The organism is Legionella drozanskii LLAP-1 (assembly GCF_001467585.1).
Lineage (GTDB): Bacteria > Pseudomonadota > Gammaproteobacteria > Legionellales > Legionellaceae > Tatlockia > Tatlockia drozanskii.
This window is the reverse complement of sequence record NZ_LNXY01000020.1, coordinates 478,159-495,334: the sequence shown is the minus strand read 5'-3', so window position 1 is coordinate 495,334 and position 17,176 is coordinate 478,159. Positions and strand designations below refer to the sequence as shown.

Genomic DNA, 17,176 nt, shown 5'->3' with positions numbered 1-17,176 from the left:
TCTCCATTAATAGCAGCAATCACTATCTTGCCATGAGTCACGTTGATGCTTCTATCAACTACCAGCAAATCCCCCGATTGAATCCCCACATCAGTCATGGAGTCTCCTGAGGCCCTTACCATGAAGGTCGCTGCAGGATGATTAATTAAATAGTGGTTTAAATCGAGAAAGTCTTCGATGTAATCATCAGCAGGAGACGGAAAGCCTGCTCTTACAGTACTTGAATACAACGGAATTTGATAAGAGGTTAAACTTGGATGCGTAATAAAGTGCAGCACGTCGTTTATACGTGAAAGAGGAATGCGTAGCGCTTTGGTTTGTTCTCCATATTTGCCCCGCCCTTTTGGTCGTCCAGCACCCGGTCGTAAACCGCCTCGCACCATGATTTTTTATTCTATGATTGGTGTACATAAATCAATAATAGAATAAAATAGCAGGCATTGTCAGGTCATTTTTAATCTTTTTGGTTGAAAATTAAATTAGCACTTTAGATTCAAGGAGTTAAACTTATAAAGCACTATCGACAGGTTTATCCACAGAAATTGTGGATAAAACCACCTCAAACGACGCGCTTTAGTTTTGCCCGTAATCGATGAGGCAATGTCTGCCTAATGCAAGAAAAGGATGGCATGAAATATCCACGCATGACCACCCTCTTCTCACCAGTTAATAGCTAACAATTTTAAATAGGCGCGCTCGCCCTACCCTCTTCTAAGCACAGCGCTTTTCTTCTGCTTCAATCTCTTGTTCAACGCGAAGTTGTTCAGCCCATAAAGTATCAAGCTCTCTTCGATGCAATTGAATACGCTCTCTAATTTCATTGATTACTTCTTCATCTGAGTGCTGATAAATACTTTTCGTCAGTTCATTGATTAAAGCGCTTTTTTCTGTCATTTGAGCTTCCAATCGTTGAATTCGTTCATCGTTAATATCAGCAAAAGCATAGGTCTCTTGACTCATTTCCTTTTCTTTTTCTCGTTGCCATCGTTTTTCACGTAATTCTTCTTTGTCTTTAAACGATTGACCTAAATAAAAATGCTTGTAAAACCCTTTAGGCGTTCGCCAAGAGTTATCGCGAATCATTTTTGAGAAAATGTTATTTCGATGTTTAAAACAAGATACCTTAGGTAGATAAAAATCAACGTTCAATAAAGCAAATAAGTATTCAGCGGCCAGTTGTTGGGGAGAAGATAGTTGCTTTCGATGTTTAAAGATTAAATTGAAAAAAGTCCCCGCAACCAGTTGTTTGATGGAATCAGGAACTTCTTCTTTCACTTCTTGAGATAGAAATTGTTGGACTGAGTCAAAAGATTGGGTCAATCGATGAAGGGTTGGTTTATCCACAGAAAAGGTTTTATCAAACGTAATAGTATTAATAAGAGAAGAACCATAAAGATCTCTTATATATGATCCCCTTATTTTGATTGAATCGATCCCCTCATTTTGATTGCCATCACTTTTAGTTTGAGGAGATTTATCCTGTGCTATATGATTTTCCTGGAACGATTTCTCAATGTTGTTGTTATCATCTTTCGTTTGATTGGATACATCTTCTTCGGATGAGGCTTCCGGTTTTAGTAAGACAAGTAATTGCTCGGTAATATGGATGTAGTTTCCTTTTTTAACCTCAAAGGCACCCTCTTCTTTAGTGCGGCTGTAAAGTGCTTGTCTTCGCTCAATAAAACCTGCCTCAGTTAATTCTCTGATATAGCGCTGAAGTGTACTTTCAGGAATGCCGGTGTCTTTGATAATTTCGGAATAAGGTTTCATGAACCATTTCTTATCGGAGCCCTTTAATTTGTAAGTGCTGGTTTGCCAACCAAGTAAAATATAATCCATCAACTGCGCTTTTCGAGCTGATGGAATCACTCTAATAAGATGTTTAAATCTTGAGTGAAAAATTGAACAAAGGTTCCCCATAGATAATATCCTTATCTTTATTGTTTTTTTTAGGGAACAAAGCTAAAATGAAAATTGCATTAACTTATGAAGTTTTAAGGAACCACCACTAATTCCTGAAACTTTTATGTTTAGCTCCGTTCACAAAGTATTTTGGTTATGAGGGGTTTGCCGACCTCTCATAACTTTCCTCAAATCATTTTTTATTTCATTTCTATTAGCCTTTTATAAATTAAGACTGAGACTTTAGTTTCTATTATGTTGCTAAGAAAAACATAGTAGGTAGATGGTGTCAAGACTTCGAATTGGTGGGGTTGCAAGCATTATGATATTGATTTGATAGCAATTTGCTAGCGAAATGATATCAAATTGCTAACGAAAGAATGTTTTGATGCTAGCAATTTGCTAGCAAATTGCTATTTTTAGAAATTATAAATCTTCTTTTAATTCTTTTAGTTTTCTTTTTATGGCGGGCCTGAGAAGTTCCAAACAAACAGCATTCATTGATAAACCAGTTAAACTTACAATTTCATGGATGTCTATTAAAAAGCTTGCAGGTGCTCTTATAAATATACTTTTTACAGGCTCTTTTTCTCTTTTTATTAAAGGAGTGGCTTGCTCATTTTTGGTTTTATCAAAACTTAAGAATTCCTTTTCTTTTTTCTGTTTCTCTTCTAGTGACAAGGGGGGACGAGAAAAAGATGATTTATTAGACATATAAAATTTCCTCATAAAAAGAAAGAATTTCTGCTGTCGCTTTTTTATCTTCAGGATCAAGTTCCTGCACACAAGATCCTTGAATTGCAGCTTTTCTATAAGCAATTCTTTCCGCAATCTTAGTTTTGAGTGCTGATAGCTCCTCAAAATCTTCAAGGTACACTGATGCCTCATCACTTTCTTTGACAGAAGGATTTGGAGAGGATTGGTTAATTAGAACAAAAGCGCGAAGGTTTTCATTTATTGCTTTAGCATCACTAACATGATTGTTAATTTTTGCCAGTGTCCAAAGATCAAATTGAGATGCTCTAAGAGGAAAAAAGGCTTTGTCAGCAACAAGAAGAGCTGTTCGTAATTCCAAGGAGTCTCTTCCACCTGCATCTATAATTATATGGTCAAATTTATTTTTTAAAGCCAATATTTCTTGTTTAACGTTGTCAAATTTTTGAATTGTTGTTACACGTGGAAGAATATTTTTTTCATCTCTTGTTAAAGACCAAAAACTGGCTGTCTTTTGTGGATCCGTGTCCACTAAAAGAATATCATCCCCTTTTATGGCAAAGGTAGCAGCTATATTTGTTGCCAAAGTCGTTTTACCTGTGCCGCCTTTTTCTCCTCCAATTAAAATTATCATATATATCTCCAATATTATTATTATGAAATGATATCAAATTGATTGCTTAATGCTATCATTATGCTAGCAAATTGCAATATATTTTGAAGGGCATTTACTGTGTTTGAGATTGTAAAAACTGATAAATATTATTTTAAGTGAAACAAATTCTCATAATTGTAATTTATAAATTTATTTAATTAAGTACTTGTTTTGCAGCAGCTTACAAATTAGGAAGTTAAGCAATCTATTCTTCGGTAATAATAATAATGTGCTAGCAAATAGATATCATTGTGCTAGCAAATAGATATCATTGTGCTAGCAAATAGATATCATTGTGCTAGCAAATAGATAGTAGGGTGCTAGCAAATAGACAGTAGGACACTAGCAAATAGACATCATTGTGCTAGCAAATAGACAGTAGGACACTAGCAAATAGACATCATTGTGCTAGCAAATAGATAGTAGGACGCTAGCAAATAGATAGTAGGACGCTAGCAAATAGATAGTAGGGCGCTAGCAAATAGATAGTAGGGCGCTAGCAAATAGATAGTAGGGCGCTAGTAAATAGATAGTAGGGCGCTAGTAAATAGATAGTAGGGCGCTAGCAAATAGATAGTAGGGCGCTAGCAAATAGATAGTAGGGCGCTAGCAAATAGATAGTAGGGCGCTAGCAAATACATTGCATAATGATAGCAAATAGACAGCATTGTGCTAGCAAATACATTGCATAATGCTAGCAAATACATTGCATAATGATAGCAAATACATTGCATAATGATAGCAAATAGATAGTATTGTGCTAGCAAATAGATAGCGGAGTGCTCGCGAGAGGCCCCCAAGCGATTGCAGGGTTGCTATAAGAATATTAATATAAGCATGTTTATATTATGCTCTTATTGAGGCTTTCTAAGATTGTAAAAAAATTATGATCAAAGAAGAGGATAGTGATATATTTTATAATTGGATTTTGATTTAACAAGGCGACTATAAATAAAACTAAATAATTATTTTTATAAAATACAGGAATCACTAGATGAATATTGTCGATAAAGATCCAACATGCTTTTATCATCCAACTAAAATAATTTTTTTAGATGACAACCAAGAGTTTTTAGATGCAATAAAGTTAGAGTTTGATGAAAAATTTAATTTACTTACACTAACAAGTCCAGATAAAGCATTGGAGATAATTAATAAATATAGCGAAGACACTACCCGTTCGCTATATAAACCAATTATTGATGATAATGTAGACGCTAGAGATTATAGAATTCTAGGCTTTGATATCAGCAAAACATTGGAATTAATTTATGATAAAGGAAGATTTGAACATACACCTGTGTTAGTTGTAGATTATGAAATGCCAATAATTAATGGAATAGAGTTATGCAAAAAAATTAAAGGGAATAAAAGTTATAAAATTATGTTAACTGCTGAAGCAGATAAAGATACTGTTATTGAAGCATTCAATAACGGTCTTATTGATAAATTTATACTCAAAACAAACAAAAATTTGCATTCAGAGCTTGCATTAGCGGTACACGATCTTACCCAGCGTTATTTTAAAGAGTTATCAAAGAGCATAGTCAATGGGCATGCAAGCCTAGTTAATATTTTATCTGATAATGTTCCCTACCAAAAATTATTTGCCCAGGTCGCTGTACAAGCGCAGGCAATTGAGTATTATCTAGTTGATAATTCAGGAAGTATTCTTTTTCTTGATAAAGATGCTAAAGATACCTGGCTTATTATAAGACATAAGGATGAATTGAAAGATCAAATAGATTTATTAGATGGGTATGATTTACCTGCACCAACCAGGACTTCAGTTACTAATAAGGAACAGATTCTTTTTCTATTAACGGAAAAAGAATATAAAAAACCTATAGATGATTGGCTCAAATATTTATTTGACGCAAGAAAACTAGATGATAGTTATTATTACAGTATTACTCAAAATTATTCAACAGATGCAATAGATTGGGGAAAGGTAACCTCTTACTCCTCCTATATCAAAGAGAGACGTGGTATCGAAGAGTTATTGGTTTAGCAGAATTTGAAAGTAATTCTCTATTTTTTCGGTTTGAGCGCGTATTGTGCTCATGGCATATAAAAATTTATCTTTCTGTTCTTGATTAAGAACATTGCCATCCTTAGATATAGAAGCCTGATTAAAAAAATTTGATGCGGATTTCGTCATGCTATTTATGATAACAATTGCATTCAAAAGATCATGCTTTAATTTATTTTTTTCATTCGTGTTCATACTCTATATTCACCCAGATATTATAAAAGGCGGCTCTTTACTAACAATAGTTTTTATCCAAGGCATATCTTTAAATTGATCTTTTGAGTGGCCAGTGGAAAGATGAACTTTGGTAAAGCCCTTATCAAATAAATATTTTGCACATTCCTCCCCTTTAACGTTATTTCCTAAATCTGAATCAATATAAATAACAGTGTTTTTGCTATAACTATCTATTTCATTAATGAAATCAGCAAAGGAAGAATATGTTGATATTGTTTGTTTAGCATCCTCAGCCGCGAATCTCCAAGTGGTTCGCATCATTTCATCGTCATCAATAAAAACAAAATTACTTTGAGGTTCGTTGTTTGAAAAAGGCATTATTTTAGTATAGGGCACATAAGCTTTTGGAATAATTTGGACTCCAATAACTTCGCAGCGTTTTCGAATGTTAATATCTTCAAAACAGCTTGTTACTAAAATCGCTTTATCAGTTAAATTTAACTCTTCAATAACATCCAAACCACTTTGATCATAAGTGCCTAGCTCGTAATCAATCAAATACAATTGATTCACTTTGGAAATATTATTTTTCAATAGTTCTGTGACGCTATAGCAATGGATTATATTGACGGTAGGAAAAGATTCGAATCTATCCTCCCAGGAATCATGAATAGATGGTTCATCATCCAATATTACAATATTTATATTATGCTTTATTTTAATTTGATCGCAGAACCATATAGGGGGCTGGGAGCGATTGAGTCTAACTGTAATTTTTGTGCCTATATTCTCCTGCGAATCAATATTCATTGTCCCTTTTAATTGATTTAAATATTGATTTGCGTGTGCCAAACCAAAACCTGCCCCGGTTTTTTTATTGAAACTAAAACCTGGCTGAGTTATTTTGGGCAAAATATGTGAAGGAATTCCGCAGCCATTGTCTTCAATAATAATCTCAACATGGGTTTTATTACAATTTAAGTAAATTGTAATAAAACCCTCAGAATCAAGAGCTTCAATTCCATTATTAATTAAATTAGAAAGTACACATTTAAAAGAAGCTAGATGTACATTTGAGAAACAATTAAATGAGGAATCATTTCCTACTAAATTAATCTGTATGTTTGTACCATAATATTCATATCGTTTTTCTGCGACGATATTGTCTAAAACAACAAATATTAATTCAGGAAATTCATTCTCCATGTTTTCCTGTGAAGGCAAAACATTATTTTTTGACGTTAAGAGTAAATTATTAGCTATATCATTAATTCTTTTAGCTGCACTCCTAATCATAATACGTTTTTTTTCAGGAATTGAGCTTACATCAGAAATAGCTGTGTTTATGGCTGCGAGAGGTGACCGAATATCGTGCGCAACTTGAGATGATAAGTAAAGCAAAGTTTGTTTAGCTTTATCTTTTTCTTCTATAGTTATCGCCGCTTGATTAATAAATTTTTGTAAAAAAATAAATTCATTTATCGAAAAATGACCATTTACCTGACTTTTATCTTGTTTCAGCATTAATGCATCGATATTAGTCTCAAGCTGTTTAAATGGAATCTCTAACTGGTGACCGTTTAAGAGGGATAAACTAACAAGTACAATAGAATATAGAATTAGTATGGGAGGCAAAAGTAAAAATAATTCTTTACTAATAGGTAGAAAATAATAAGCTAAAATAATAGCTGGCAGTGTGCTTAATAATGATACTCGAAATGTCCAAAACGCAAAAATATGTTTAATTGAATGTGCCTCTTTGAGCCAATCAATTGCTTTGGATTCGTTATGTTTGAAATCATAAATGCCAATCAAAATAAACAACATACCCAAAAACCAGAATAATTCCCCATGGATCCCAAGTGTATTATCTGTTTGTGTTAAATGGGTGTACGTAAGGAAAAAATCGCCCGATATCAGGATGGCGAAACCTGTGGCAATCCATGACAATCCTCTGTTTTTAGAGAATATTAAACATAAAATAGCTAGTTCGAAAACAAAGGATTCGGCAATATATCCAAAAAATTGGAGTACGTTCTGCCATGTGATAGTGTAAGTCGCATAATTAATAGAGGAAAAACATACAAAAATTACTGTGGCATTTAAAATCATAAAAACTGATAAAATTTTATAAAAATATTTTAATTCAAAGGTGATTCTCAATATTTTGTAGAAAAAAATAATTATTGCCGTCACCCAAATAAAAAAAGGTGACATATCTAATAAAAAATCTAAGGAAGAAAGCCGAGCAATATAATTGTTTTGTAAATAAATTACATAGTAAAAAATTATGTCGTTCAAAAAAAGGCCAATTAGGCTTACCAATAGCCAAGACAATATTTTCTTGTTGGGTAAATAGGTTTTTTTGTAAATCAGTGCAAATAAAAATAGAGTAAAGCCATGTAAAATAAACTCAATATTGGCTGCAAAATAACTAATTTTATTTGCATCTTGAAATTTAACAAATTGTAAAACAAAAAAACCCGACCATAGTAATAAACTAAGGGTAATTAATATATTGCTCCATGACAGCTTTTTTATCATTAGTTAAAAAGTTATATTTTGATAAGCGGGGGATTCAAAAAAATTATGCAAGCTTTCTGTGCGCAGATTTTTTTCGAAGTATAAAACACAAGGACAAGGAACTTTTTCTTCAACATTTATGGCTTTAGCAACCATCATGCCTGCTTTCAGATATAATTTTATCGCACTAGTTTGACAGCTAAAAGTATACAAGGATAGAGTGTCCATCTGGGATTCTTTCCATTTTTTCTCAGCCAACGCCATAAGCTTTATTCCAAGCCCCTCTCCTCGACAACTTTTGTTTAATGCAAGGAAAGCAATGTGATAACTATTGCTTATCTCAAAAGTAAATAAATTTTTGAATAGATGCTTAACCTCGGTAGGTATATGCTCACCATAATCAACACTGCTTGATTCTAATTCATCTTTCGAACCACAAGTTAATATTCCCAATGCTTTGTTTTTCTTATCTTTAGGTGTAAGAACTGTCGTGAAAGGTAAATTTGGCTTAGCAATATATTCGCGAATAAATTGATGTGTGGTTAAATTAAGAGTATTACGTCTTAGTCCTGCTTCCCAGTATCCGGTACTAGCCATAAGTGGAACTATTTGATCTAAATGCTTTTCTTCTGCAGGTAATAGTTGGTACATATTTTTCCTAAAATTAATTAATTGCTTTCCAGAGATGCTGGTATCAGATTTGACTTTAGATATTTGTCTTAAAGTATCCGCGGTTAGTATTCTCGAAATATTCTGCGAATCCATATAATTGGCGCAACCAATTTAACGCCAGTATTCTTTATTTCTTTTTTCACTAGAGTGGTGTTTTGATTTAGACAGATCAAGTCATAGCGAGCTGGCTCCGTGCCATATTTTAAAATCCTCACGAATATTTCGTCATTGTCAGCAATAATAATACACTCTTTACCTATGGCATTTTCTAGATTATTAATTATTATACCACCCACATAATTTCCAGGATAGAACAAGGGTGTCATGCAATCATCTTTTATCACTGTATCAATTGAGTTTGGTATTTCTCTGAATAATAATAATTCTTTAGCAATGTGGCTTTCCTCTCCCTCTTGTATATTTAAATCTTTGGTAATTCGAGTTGCATCTCTTCCGATTCCATGCATCAGCCATGACTCTGAGCAATAAATATTTAACCCTTTACTACGATTAACAATTTTTATAGCGCCTTGAGGTGTTAATCCGCCTCCCCACGCTAACTCCCATCCCTTTAGGGATTGAGGTGTAATGGTGGAATCTTCACAAAACTCTTCTCTCGTAAAAGACAATAGATGCTCTCGAATAAATCTTATTCTTTTACCTCGAGCCTCTGAAGATGAGGCGTTGTCTATTGAAGAATTGCTCATATTAAATATCATCAATTAGATAGAATGCGACTTTATAATAAACCAAATTGGTTAATAAATCTTGCATGAAATTTACCATATGAATGTTTAAAAAACATGCGACCACTTAACATGGGTTAACTTAAAGTATTTTAAATTTACTTTTGTGGTAAAAAAAGATTTGAAAAATTAACCATTAATTTGTAATATAAAATTTATAGAGAAATCTGAATCCTCATGATGACTTAAAATTACTTTCTTAAGGAATTAAATTGAAATCGGAAAACAATTCTCATCATTATTCAAAGACTTACATTTTTATTTCGGCTTTTAGAAGAAACGAAAAGTATTTTACAAAGAATCTTGCCAAAGAGCTGCGCAAAAAAATTCCTACAATTCCACGCTGGAGGATCATATGAACATTTCGCTCAATTCTCACATTAATAATACGGATGTCCGCCATGACTGTACTTCGCATCAATAAAAAAGGAAATTTTCTTATTGTAGATAAAACTTGTTTAAACCAGCCGGATTTATCTTGGGCCGCTAAAGGCTTGCATTCCTATTTGATGGGATTGCCTGATGACTGCCATATAAGAGTTGAAAAACTGGTTGAAAAAGCAAGCAATGGTCGTGATTCAGTGCGAGGGTTGCTCAAAGAATTAAAAAACGCAGGCTATATCACCACAGAATGGATACGCAAACCAGAAAGTGGGGAGTATAAGTCGTTAGATTATGTGGTGCATGAATTACCCCAAAAATCAGACAATGAACCTCCCAAGCCTGATGATCTGTCGCCTGACAACACGGAGACGGATTTCCAGGCGCCGGAATGTTCGTCGCCTGGAAAGGCATCTGCAATAGTAAATAATAATAATTATATAAATAATAAAAATAATAAATTAATAACAGCAGCAATAGAACATACCCAAGAACTAATTCCCACTAACGAAGCTGCTGCTGTTATTTCTCACTTCAATTATTCAGCTTCTAATGCCACCTTCGAACAAGAAAACCATGCCGTGAATCATGTAGTACCTGAGGATGCTGTAATAGGGCACCTACTAACCCTAAATCAGGAATCTCGAATTAACGCGTTGGTGAAATCATTCAATTTGGCAAATGCAGATGTGCTTGCTCAAGAGATTCGTTATTGCTTGCTAAATCCCAAGCACTTTACCGCATGCGGGCAAGATTTTCACCGAAAACTTAACGCAATTCGCTTAGTCATTTCTCGCGGTGAATGGCAAACCCCTGCTGGGATGGTGATTAATGAACAGCGAGGGAATGAGTCTGCGTTTGAAGAACTTAAATCAGAATTACAAGCAACTTATGCCGAAATGAAACATTTCAAATCCTTACAACAATTTGAAAAAGAGGGGAGTAATTGCTTTGAGTCCATTATCCAAAGGGCTAAGGAGAAAATCAGCCGGATTGAGAAACGATTGCATGAAAGCGAAGCTTTACACCTATAACTGGACTGAAAATGAATAAATTGATTGTTATCACCTTAATCAAATCAACTATCGACTAGGAGTCAAATTATGATTAATCGCCTCTCCATAAAGCATTTTAGTCCTTTTGAACTAATGAGTTTACTACAGTGTGCTGTAAAACTTGATTCAGCTCATCGTGTGCTTGAAGAGGAATCGCTAGATGCTAGGGCAAAAGAGGCTTCAAGGGCCTATGCTTTTCTTTTATTTAAGCTGCAACCAGAAAAATCGTCTTTCACTGTACATTAGCATTAAACAAAAAAGGAATTTCAATGAATCTCGTTATTCAAGAAAGAATTGCCACGCTGGTTAAGCCTTTGGCCAACTATGGAATAACAGGCTTTAAGATGCGTCTTTTATTTAGTGATCGAAGTACCTTCGAATTGGCTAGTCCTGTGAAAGAGGGCGTCTGTACCGACTCCCCATTAACTGTTATTGCGATAGAAAGACTTCATAATGAATGTTCTTTTGTATTTGAAGGCCTTAGAGTGGACTCGACCAGTGCGTTCTTTCATTGGCGAGAAAAGGATGGGGATAAATTTGAACTCTTTTGCATTCAGTTTGTCGATTCGATGATGGATGTGATCATTGATAATAATCCTGACTATCGCTTTTCATTCATTTTAAGTAATAAGAGGCTTAGAGATGCTGTTATACGTCAGGAATATCTTGATACGATTACATTCTCACAGCGAGAGCAGTTATGTTTACTCTTAGCAGCCCAAGGTAAAAAGACCAAAGTGATAGCGAAAGAACTCAATATTAGCCCTCACACCGTTGAACAATACTTAAAACGCATTCGAACTTCATTAAATTGTGACAATTTAATTCAAGCGATGTTTGAGTCAATTCAACGCGGCATTATCGGTAAAATAAATCCTGTTTCCATAAATCAACAACCGTACTAATAGCGGGTATTTATCTTTCTCTTTTCTGCTTTCTTTTCTATCTCCTTTAATGCCAGTTCTATTCGAGAAACTTGGATCAATTTTCGAGTATCTTCTAATTATATCGTCACCAAAAAATAAAAATCATTATCACAAATAAAATTAAAAAACAATCCCCAAATTTGGGGATTATGTGCAAGTTTTTTTATTGAGATACTACTGAAAAACAACAATGAGAGGTGGTTTTTTCGTGACAAATAAGAAAGGAGGGGATAAGCAAATTGAAAACAAAAAAGGCGCTCCGACAAAGGTGGTTACGGAGATTGATAGGCGCATTGGCCAAAGTCTAATTATCAATCAAGAAATTGAAATCATGCTCTGTGGCATGCATGAAGACTTAGTAAGGTTTGGTATTGAATGTAGTGAAAATAGCGTCATTCAATTGGATTTAAATCCTATTGAGTAAATAAAAAAAATTTAAGAGAAGGAAGAGTAGCGATGTTGATTTTAACGAGACGTAGAGGTGAGTCAATTATGATTGGTCATGATATCAAATTAACAATCGAAGGCATTAAAGGAAACCAGGTCAAATTCGCCATTGAAGCCCCGCGAGACATGCCTGTACATCGCCAAGAAATTTACAACCAAATTTATGAGAATAATAGAGCTATTTCAATGGTCGATAATGAAAAATTGATAACGGTCTATGGCTGTAAAAATCATTAATTGGTTAAAGAAAAAAGATTGTTTAATTGATAATTAAAGGAAAGAACATGATCAAAAATAATAAAAAATGTCTTATGTTAGCAGCGGGTTCATTGCTTGCTTTCTCAGCGAACGCCTTAACGCAGGACTCTCATTATTTAAGTTCAGAGTGTGACCACATGGCAAGAGCGCTATATCAGTTAGCGGAAAGTAAATCCCAGGATGCGTGCGCTGGTGATGTGATGGTTGCTGCATCTTACCTCGAATCAGCAAGCATTCGAATTACAAAAGGGAAATACAAGCAGGCATCAACCTCACTTAACTATGGGGAATATGAATTGAAGGCGATTAGCATGTATCGGCCTTACTGCTCCAATTTTGCCTCTCAGGTGAAGCCTCTTTTAGCCAAGCTCATTACTATAGAAACGCAACTTGATGAGCTTGAGATGTCATTGAAGTTAAACAAAAAGGATGAGCAATGAAAACTATCATTCTAGCACTAGGTCTAGTCTCTGCAGCGCTAGCGAATGCAGCACCCTTAAAACTCAATCAGGATGCGATTGGAAAACCCGCTTTGCATTTCATACAGCAGATTGATGAGGCGATGCCGCCTTATATAAGAGCTTTAAGCTTTCAAAAACCAACGGAGTTTAAGGCTTTGCAATTTGCAGCTCTTTTAAATCAATCGGCAAATATTGAAAAAAAATTGGACCTGTTAATTGAAGAAATACGTGAAACCAACAGGTTGTTAAAGAGGTAGTGCGTCCTAGTGTTTTCGATATTACACACAAAGGCTTTAAATATTGAGGAGCTAAGATGAGTGGAGTAGATCAAGATTTCAATAATACAGATAAGGCAAATTTAAAGTTTGGGGATGCAAGACCTACACTAGAACAAGGTTTGGTTAAAAGAATTACAGGGATTTTTTAATAATGAATCAGTTGATTATGGCACTTAATTTTATACTAGGAAGAGGAGCCATGGATGGGTAGCTCTTAGTGTAATTCGCTACAAGTTATTAATTAATTAAAAAGAATAAAAAATGAGCACAAATTAGGGCTCAGGGGATTTCTTTAACCAAAAAAGGAGAATGTAATGAAAAGCACTGCAGTTTTAAATGATTTAAGCGTTAAAGGGTATCTTTATGCCCGCCAATTACTTCCGTTTTTAATGATTGGATTAGCCCTAATTTGTCTAATGCCCGATTGTTTTGCAGCAGAGAATCGCTTAGCAGGATTAAAGGCTGAGGTAGGAGCCACTTTTGGTGCTAATTCTGATGTTCCTTACTTTCTTCTCTTAGCCGAAGGATTAGCAGGCGCTTACGCTTACATCAAAACCAAAAATATTGCAGTCCTTGCAGGTGTTCCTGTCTTAATGGTGTTCACCCACTGGGCGCTGAAATAATGGCAAGAAGCTATCAAACCTTCATGCTCTTTGATGAGCCAAAAATAGCAGGTATTCCCATTACCACAGGGCTACCTATCTTTTTACTCACAGGAATCGGACTTCTCACAGGCCTTGCTTATCAGTTATTTATGATAGGCGCTGCCTTAAGTATCACGATGCATGTTAAGTACGGTGGCTTACCACTGCGTAGCCTATTCGCCATTATCTATTGGTCGCTTCCCCATGAGTTAACTTGCCTGTTATTTCGTGCATTACCCGACTCTGCCAACCGAATTTATATCAGGTGAAATGATGAATACGTCTTTTCGTGATAATGCAATTGCAAAAAATAGGCTCTTATTTAAGTTGACCCTGATTTGGGCGCTTTCTTCCACGTTGGCAGTTATCGTTCTCAGCGCTTTAAATTTTTATACCCTGTTACACCGTCAAGTTCATTGGCTACCGATGTGTACGGGGGCTGAATTTAGCCTCGGGGACAAAGCCTATTCGCCTCAGTACTTAAAGGAAATGACGCAAAAAGTCGCTGATTTACGCCTGACCTACAACCCCGAAACGATTGATACACGTTACACCATGCTGTCGCATCTGATTCCTGCGAATTATCAGGAATCCTTTACCAAACTGTTAGATGCAGAACGCAAAACTGTACATGAAAAAAATATAAGTTCGGTTTTTTATAGTGAAAGGGTGTCGGTTGATGTCAATAAAAATCAAGGGCAAATCGAAGGGCTTTTATATCGTACGAGCCATGGGCTTCAATTAAAGGCTCAACACAAAATCTATCGCCTACAGTTTTCCTATAGTGAGGGGCTCTTAAACTTAGCATCCATTCAGGAGATATCTCATGCCTAATTTAAGTTTCTTTAACGCTAAAAATGCCCTTTTTGGGTTAGGTATCTTAAGTTCAAACCTGGTTTTTTCAGGTGCCCCGCCCTCAGTAATCGCGTTTGAAGAAGGAGAGCAATTTAATCTCTCCTTATCGAACCTTAACTTTAACCGAGTGTTTGTTGAGGGTGAAACCATCACTCAATTAAATTACCCAGAAGGCTCTCTTACCGTTGATAAAAGCGAGATGGATAAGACTGAAAGCACGGAGAGCTCTGTGTATTTAAAACCCAATTTTGAAGTGCCCATCACTCTTTTTCTTACCACCAACAAAGGCCATCACCTGTCCTTGACCTTGACTCCGGGAGGAGCCATTGGAAAAACACTGCGACTGGTGGCTAAAGCGCCAACCAAATTGAACTACGTTAAGTCAAATACGCCTGATCTAACCGAAGTGGATGAAGCAATCGCTGCTTTAAAAGCCGGAGAAACGCCGAAGGGTTTTAATGAAAAAAACATCATTCCAAGCCCTTTTTACATTAAAAAAGACATCAAAGTAACCCTTGAAAAACAATATCAAGGTGGCGGTTTAACAGGTTATGTCTATCGATTGGAGAATAAGTCCAAGCATGAAATAGCACTGACAACCGATTTATTTTCTCATCGGTTTGCAAAGAGGTTGTCGCTCAGTGACGAAACCCTTTTGCCCAAAAAAGTCGCCTATTTATATGGCTTATACAGCAATCAAGACAAAGCCTAGTGCTGATTCTCAAAGGAATAGCTGATGTTTGAAAAAATAAAAAAATGGCGGTCTTTAAAGCCCAAAAATGCCAATAAATTGGCAAAAAAAGAACAGCTTAAGCATGCTGCAGTTTTATTGCTGGTCGCTGGGGTTTCCTATGGATTTTATTGCTACTCTAAAACAGACTATACAAAGCGTCCTGTGCAAGAAGAAGCCCACTTTGATGGCGTGTTTGATAGTCAATTCAATCAAGCCAGTGACGAAGCCTTACTTGAGCAACAGCAGCATCAAATTGATGACTTAAAAGAGCTCGTCTCAACCCATGAAAAAAAGCAAACGCAAGCCACTACACCAGAACCTGATTCAGACACCAAAGCGTTGGTTGCCGCGATGCAAGAAAAGCTCGTACAACTTGAAGATGCGAATAAAAAAACCAACGAACAATTACAAATCGCTCTCCTTTCTACGCGTCAAGCTAGTCTTGTTACTGTAAGCCCACCAACCCGAGAAGAAATCCAAGCGAAACAAAAGCAAAGGCAGCAAATCGAGCGTGAACTACTGGCGAAATCCGGACTTGAAACCGTGCAATTTAACAATCGCAGAAAAAAGAATATTGAAGCGCGAACCTCTAGAAATTACGTCTGGGCAGGCACTTTTGTGGAGGGCGTATTACTGACTGGAATTTTAGGGGATGCTGGAATTAATGGCTCAAAAAACATGGGCACGGCCATGATTCGATTAACTAGTGCTGGCATTATGCCTAATGATCAGCATTCGCGCCTGGAAGGCTGTTTTGCCCTTGTGTCCACCTATGGGGATTTATCAGGAAGTTCGGTTGTTTTGCATGTAGAAACCCTGTCATGCGCAGGAAAGGATATCAATTTTGAACAAAAAGCCTACGGCTCGGTCTTTGATTTAGATGCTATGCAGGATTTGCGTGGAACATCCATTTTAAAAACCAAGCCTTTGCTTGGCTATTCGGCTGCCGCAGGTATTTTAGCCGGCTTTGGTGATGGCTTAAAGAATTTAAATACCGCGCAAACAATCAATCCAGGGGCAGGTACTATCACGACTTACGGGCAAGCTTCCACATTGGCGCAATCAGCAGCCGGTGGCGCGCTCAGTAATCCTGCCAACCGTATTTCAGATTACGTGATGCGTATTGCTGATATTTATCACCCCTTGGTGGTGGCAAGAGCCGGACGCCGTGTTTCTGTTTTATTTACCAAGGGATTTTGGATTGACAAAGAACATCAGGTTTATGAATCAGGGAAATCAATTAATGAAGGAAGAGCCGAAAACGAGGCCACTGTGACAACAATCATCAGTCGCGCTGATGGAACCCGCCCTGAACCAAGAGAAGAAGCGGGCTCCTTATTCAAAACCAACGGACAAGAACCTCTAATGCAAACAGCGCGCAAGGAGAATGCATTCTTAAGTCAGCAAGGACAGCCCACAGCCCCTTTGTTCTCAACCGTACAAAATGAGGAGCCCCTACATGATTAAGTTTAAGGCATTACTCACCCTGATGTTGCTCTTATCACAATTATGCGCCTGCTCAAAATCCCTATTGGACAATGAGGATGCCCGCTGTCCTTTTGCGGATAGGGGAGGGTGCCAAAGCATGGAGGCGGTCAATCGCATGGTGCAAGAAAAACGCTACACCCCTGATGGCCAATTTGTGCAGCAAGCCAATAATCGTGTTCTTTATTCTGGGTATAAGTAGGGCGTTGATTGAAGTGATTTCACAGGAGAA

23 protein-coding genes are annotated in these 17,176 nt (G+C 36.2%); 15 read left to right on the top strand and 8 right to left on the bottom strand.

Annotated features, from left to right (window positions below; translation table 11 throughout):
* The 4 genes from Ldro_RS06540 to Ldro_RS06525 all read right to left on the bottom strand — a co-directional run.
* Positions 1-383, bottom strand: a 383-nt coding sequence (locus Ldro_RS06540; RefSeq protein ID WP_058496084.1) for a LexA family protein, incomplete at its 3' end; no start/stop codon positions are given.
* Positions 384-711: 328 nt separating this feature from the next.
* A complete protein-coding gene (locus Ldro_RS06535; protein WP_058495597.1) occupies positions 712-1,920 on the bottom strand; it encodes an Lrp/AsnC family transcriptional regulator in 1,209 nt (402 codons plus the stop codon).
* A 408-nt stretch (positions 1,921-2,328) separates the two neighbouring features.
* Complete coding sequence (locus Ldro_RS06530; RefSeq protein ID WP_058495596.1) at positions 2,329-2,616, bottom strand: hypothetical protein; 288 nt, start codon at positions 2,614-2,616, stop codon at positions 2,329-2,331.
* The gene (locus Ldro_RS06525) at positions 2,609-3,250 is read right to left on the bottom strand and encodes an AAA family ATPase (RefSeq protein WP_058495595.1); all 642 of its coding nucleotides are present in this window, start codon (positions 3,248-3,250) and stop codon (positions 2,609-2,611) included. Before Ldro_RS06525 ends, Ldro_RS06530 begins: the two co-directional genes overlap by 8 nt.
* A 1,015-nt stretch (positions 3,251-4,265) precedes the next feature.
* On the opposite strand from Ldro_RS06525, the gene Ldro_RS06520 reads away from it, so the two are divergent.
* Positions 4,266-5,282, top strand: coding sequence for a response regulator (locus Ldro_RS06520; RefSeq protein WP_058495594.1), 1,017 nt, complete (start codon positions 4,266-4,268; stop codon positions 5,280-5,282).
* Here the strand turns inward: Ldro_RS06520 and Ldro_RS06515 are convergent.
* The 4 genes from Ldro_RS06515 to Ldro_RS06500 all read right to left on the bottom strand — a co-directional run bounded on the left by Ldro_RS06515 (position 5,271) and on the right by Ldro_RS06500 (position 9,382).
* Positions 5,271-5,498 carry a hypothetical protein gene (locus Ldro_RS06515; protein WP_058495593.1) on the bottom strand — a complete coding sequence of 76 codons (228 nt, stop codon included), beginning with the start codon at positions 5,496-5,498 and terminating at the stop codon, positions 5,271-5,273. The genes Ldro_RS06520 and Ldro_RS06515 overlap by 12 nt on opposite strands.
* Before the next feature lie 9 nt (positions 5,499-5,507).
* Entirely contained in the window at positions 5,508-8,024 is a 2,517-nt protein-coding gene (locus Ldro_RS06510; RefSeq protein WP_058495592.1) for a sensor histidine kinase, read from the bottom strand.
* A gap of 3 nt (positions 8,025-8,027) precedes the next feature.
* The gene (locus Ldro_RS06505) at positions 8,028-8,654 is read right to left on the bottom strand and encodes a GNAT family N-acetyltransferase (RefSeq protein WP_058495591.1); all 627 of its coding nucleotides are present in this window, start codon (positions 8,652-8,654) and stop codon (positions 8,028-8,030) included.
* An 83-nt stretch (positions 8,655-8,737) separates the two neighbouring features.
* Positions 8,738-9,382, bottom strand: coding sequence for a hypothetical protein (locus tag Ldro_RS06500; RefSeq protein ID WP_058495590.1), 645 nt, complete (start codon positions 9,380-9,382; stop codon positions 8,738-8,740).
* A 440-nt stretch (positions 9,383-9,822) separates the two neighbouring features.
* Here Ldro_RS06500 and Ldro_RS06495 point away from each other — a divergent pair, with 440 nt between their 5' ends.
* From Ldro_RS06495 to Ldro_RS06435, 14 genes are all read left to right on the top strand, one after another.
* Positions 9,823-10,836, top strand: coding sequence for a hypothetical protein (locus tag Ldro_RS06495; RefSeq protein ID WP_058495589.1), 1,014 nt, complete (start codon positions 9,823-9,825; stop codon positions 10,834-10,836).
* A 69-nt stretch (positions 10,837-10,905) separates the two neighbouring features.
* Complete coding sequence (locus Ldro_RS06490) at positions 10,906-11,103, top strand: hypothetical protein (RefSeq protein ID WP_058495588.1); 198 nt, start codon at positions 10,906-10,908, stop codon at positions 11,101-11,103.
* Between the two features lie 23 nt (positions 11,104-11,126).
* On the top strand, positions 11,127-11,762 hold the full coding sequence (locus tag Ldro_RS06485) for a helix-turn-helix transcriptional regulator (protein ID WP_058495587.1): 636 nt from the start codon (positions 11,127-11,129) through the stop codon (positions 11,760-11,762).
* Between the two features lie 229 nt (positions 11,763-11,991).
* Positions 11,992-12,207 (top strand): carbon storage regulator, encoded by a 216-nt coding sequence (locus Ldro_RS06480; protein ID WP_162263970.1) that lies wholly within the window; start codon positions 11,992-11,994, stop codon positions 12,205-12,207.
* A gap of 32 nt (positions 12,208-12,239) precedes the next feature.
* Positions 12,240-12,467, top strand: coding sequence for a carbon storage regulator CsrA (csrA, locus tag Ldro_RS06475; protein WP_058495585.1), 228 nt, complete (start codon positions 12,240-12,242; stop codon positions 12,465-12,467).
* 47 nt (positions 12,468-12,514) lie between these two features.
* Positions 12,515-12,928: a hypothetical protein gene (locus Ldro_RS06470; protein ID WP_058495584.1), complete on the top strand. Its 414-nt coding sequence runs from the start codon at positions 12,515-12,517 to the stop codon at positions 12,926-12,928.
* Positions 12,925-13,206, top strand: a complete 282-nt coding sequence (locus tag Ldro_RS06465) for a hypothetical protein (protein ID WP_058495583.1) — start codon at positions 12,925-12,927, stop codon at positions 13,204-13,206. Before Ldro_RS06470 ends, Ldro_RS06465 begins: the two co-directional genes overlap by 4 nt.
* A gap of 56 nt (positions 13,207-13,262) precedes the next feature.
* Entirely contained in the window at positions 13,263-13,376 is a 114-nt protein-coding gene (locus Ldro_RS16280) for a complement resistance protein TraT (RefSeq protein ID WP_238583982.1), read from the top strand.
* A 165-nt stretch (positions 13,377-13,541) separates the two neighbouring features.
* Positions 13,542-13,850 (top strand): type IV conjugative transfer system pilin TraA, encoded by a 309-nt coding sequence (locus Ldro_RS06460; protein ID WP_058495582.1) that lies wholly within the window; start codon positions 13,542-13,544, stop codon positions 13,848-13,850.
* Positions 13,850-14,140: a type IV conjugative transfer system protein TraL gene (gene traL / locus Ldro_RS06455; protein ID WP_058495581.1), complete on the top strand. Its 291-nt coding sequence runs from the start codon at positions 13,850-13,852 to the stop codon at positions 14,138-14,140. The genes Ldro_RS06460 and traL overlap by 1 nt, the downstream gene beginning before the upstream one ends.
* A gap of 1 nt (position 14,141) precedes the next feature.
* Positions 14,142-14,705, top strand: coding sequence for a TraE/TraK family type IV conjugative transfer system protein (locus tag Ldro_RS06450; RefSeq protein WP_058495580.1), 564 nt, complete (start codon positions 14,142-14,144; stop codon positions 14,703-14,705).
* The gene (gene traK, locus Ldro_RS06445; protein WP_058495579.1) at positions 14,698-15,438 is read left to right on the top strand and encodes a type-F conjugative transfer system secretin TraK; all 741 of its coding nucleotides are present in this window, start codon (positions 14,698-14,700) and stop codon (positions 15,436-15,438) included. The genes Ldro_RS06450 and traK overlap by 8 nt, the downstream gene beginning before the upstream one ends.
* Before the next feature lie 24 nt (positions 15,439-15,462).
* Positions 15,463-16,926, top strand: coding sequence for a TraB/VirB10 family protein (locus Ldro_RS06440; protein ID WP_058495578.1), 1,464 nt, complete (start codon positions 15,463-15,465; stop codon positions 16,924-16,926).
* A complete protein-coding gene (locus Ldro_RS06435) occupies positions 16,919-17,146 on the top strand; it encodes a hypothetical protein (RefSeq protein ID WP_058495577.1) in 228 nt (75 codons plus the stop codon). Before Ldro_RS06440 ends, Ldro_RS06435 begins: the two co-directional genes overlap by 8 nt.
* Positions 17,147-17,176 lie beyond the last annotated feature (30 nt).

Bases quoted from the DNA above. Each gene is read 5' to 3' on its own strand.
- Ldro_RS06525 (WP_058495595.1), bottom strand. From the start codon at position 3,250: ATGATAATTTTAATTGGAGGAGAAAAAGGCGGCACAGGTAAAACGACT.
- csrA (WP_058495585.1), top strand. From the start codon at position 12,240: ATGTTGATTTTAACGAGACGTAGAGGTGAGTCAATTATGATTGGTCAT.
- Ldro_RS06520 (WP_058495594.1), top strand. From the start codon at position 4,266: ATGAATATTGTCGATAAAGATCCAACATGCTTTTATCATCCAACTAAA.
- traK (WP_058495579.1), top strand. From the start codon at position 14,698: ATGCCTAATTTAAGTTTCTTTAACGCTAAAAATGCCCTTTTTGGGTTA.
- Ldro_RS06440 (WP_058495578.1), top strand. From the start codon at position 15,463: ATGTTTGAAAAAATAAAAAAATGGCGGTCTTTAAAGCCCAAAAATGCC.
- Ldro_RS06535 (WP_058495597.1), bottom strand. From the start codon at position 1,920: ATGGGGAACCTTTGTTCAATTTTTCACTCAAGATTTAAACATCTTATT.
- Ldro_RS06490 (WP_058495588.1), top strand. From the start codon at position 10,906: ATGATTAATCGCCTCTCCATAAAGCATTTTAGTCCTTTTGAACTAATG.
- Ldro_RS06435 (WP_058495577.1), top strand. From the start codon at position 16,919: ATGATTAAGTTTAAGGCATTACTCACCCTGATGTTGCTCTTATCACAA.
- Ldro_RS06515 (WP_058495593.1), bottom strand. From the start codon at position 5,498: ATGAACACGAATGAAAAAAATAAATTAAAGCATGATCTTTTGAATGCA.
- Ldro_RS06470 (WP_058495584.1), top strand. From the start codon at position 12,515: ATGATCAAAAATAATAAAAAATGTCTTATGTTAGCAGCGGGTTCATTG.
- Ldro_RS06495 (WP_058495589.1), top strand. From the start codon at position 9,823: ATGACTGTACTTCGCATCAATAAAAAAGGAAATTTTCTTATTGTAGAT.
- traL (WP_058495581.1), top strand. From the start codon at position 13,850: ATGGCAAGAAGCTATCAAACCTTCATGCTCTTTGATGAGCCAAAAATA.
- Ldro_RS16280 (WP_238583982.1), top strand. From the start codon at position 13,263: ATGAGTGGAGTAGATCAAGATTTCAATAATACAGATAAGGCAAATTTA.
- Ldro_RS06505 (WP_058495591.1), bottom strand. From the start codon at position 8,654: ATGTACCAACTATTACCTGCAGAAGAAAAGCATTTAGATCAAATAGTT.
- Ldro_RS06500 (WP_058495590.1), bottom strand. From the start codon at position 9,382: ATGAGCAATTCTTCAATAGACAACGCCTCATCTTCAGAGGCTCGAGGT.
- Ldro_RS06485 (WP_058495587.1), top strand. From the start codon at position 11,127: ATGAATCTCGTTATTCAAGAAAGAATTGCCACGCTGGTTAAGCCTTTG.
- Ldro_RS06510 (WP_058495592.1), bottom strand. From the start codon at position 8,024: ATGATAAAAAAGCTGTCATGGAGCAATATATTAATTACCCTTAGTTTA.
- Ldro_RS06530 (WP_058495596.1), bottom strand. From the start codon at position 2,616: ATGTCTAATAAATCATCTTTTTCTCGTCCCCCCTTGTCACTAGAAGAG.
- Ldro_RS06465 (WP_058495583.1), top strand. From the start codon at position 12,925: ATGAAAACTATCATTCTAGCACTAGGTCTAGTCTCTGCAGCGCTAGCG.
- Ldro_RS06450 (WP_058495580.1), top strand. From the start codon at position 14,142: ATGATGAATACGTCTTTTCGTGATAATGCAATTGCAAAAAATAGGCTC.
- Ldro_RS06460 (WP_058495582.1), top strand. From the start codon at position 13,542: ATGAAAAGCACTGCAGTTTTAAATGATTTAAGCGTTAAAGGGTATCTT.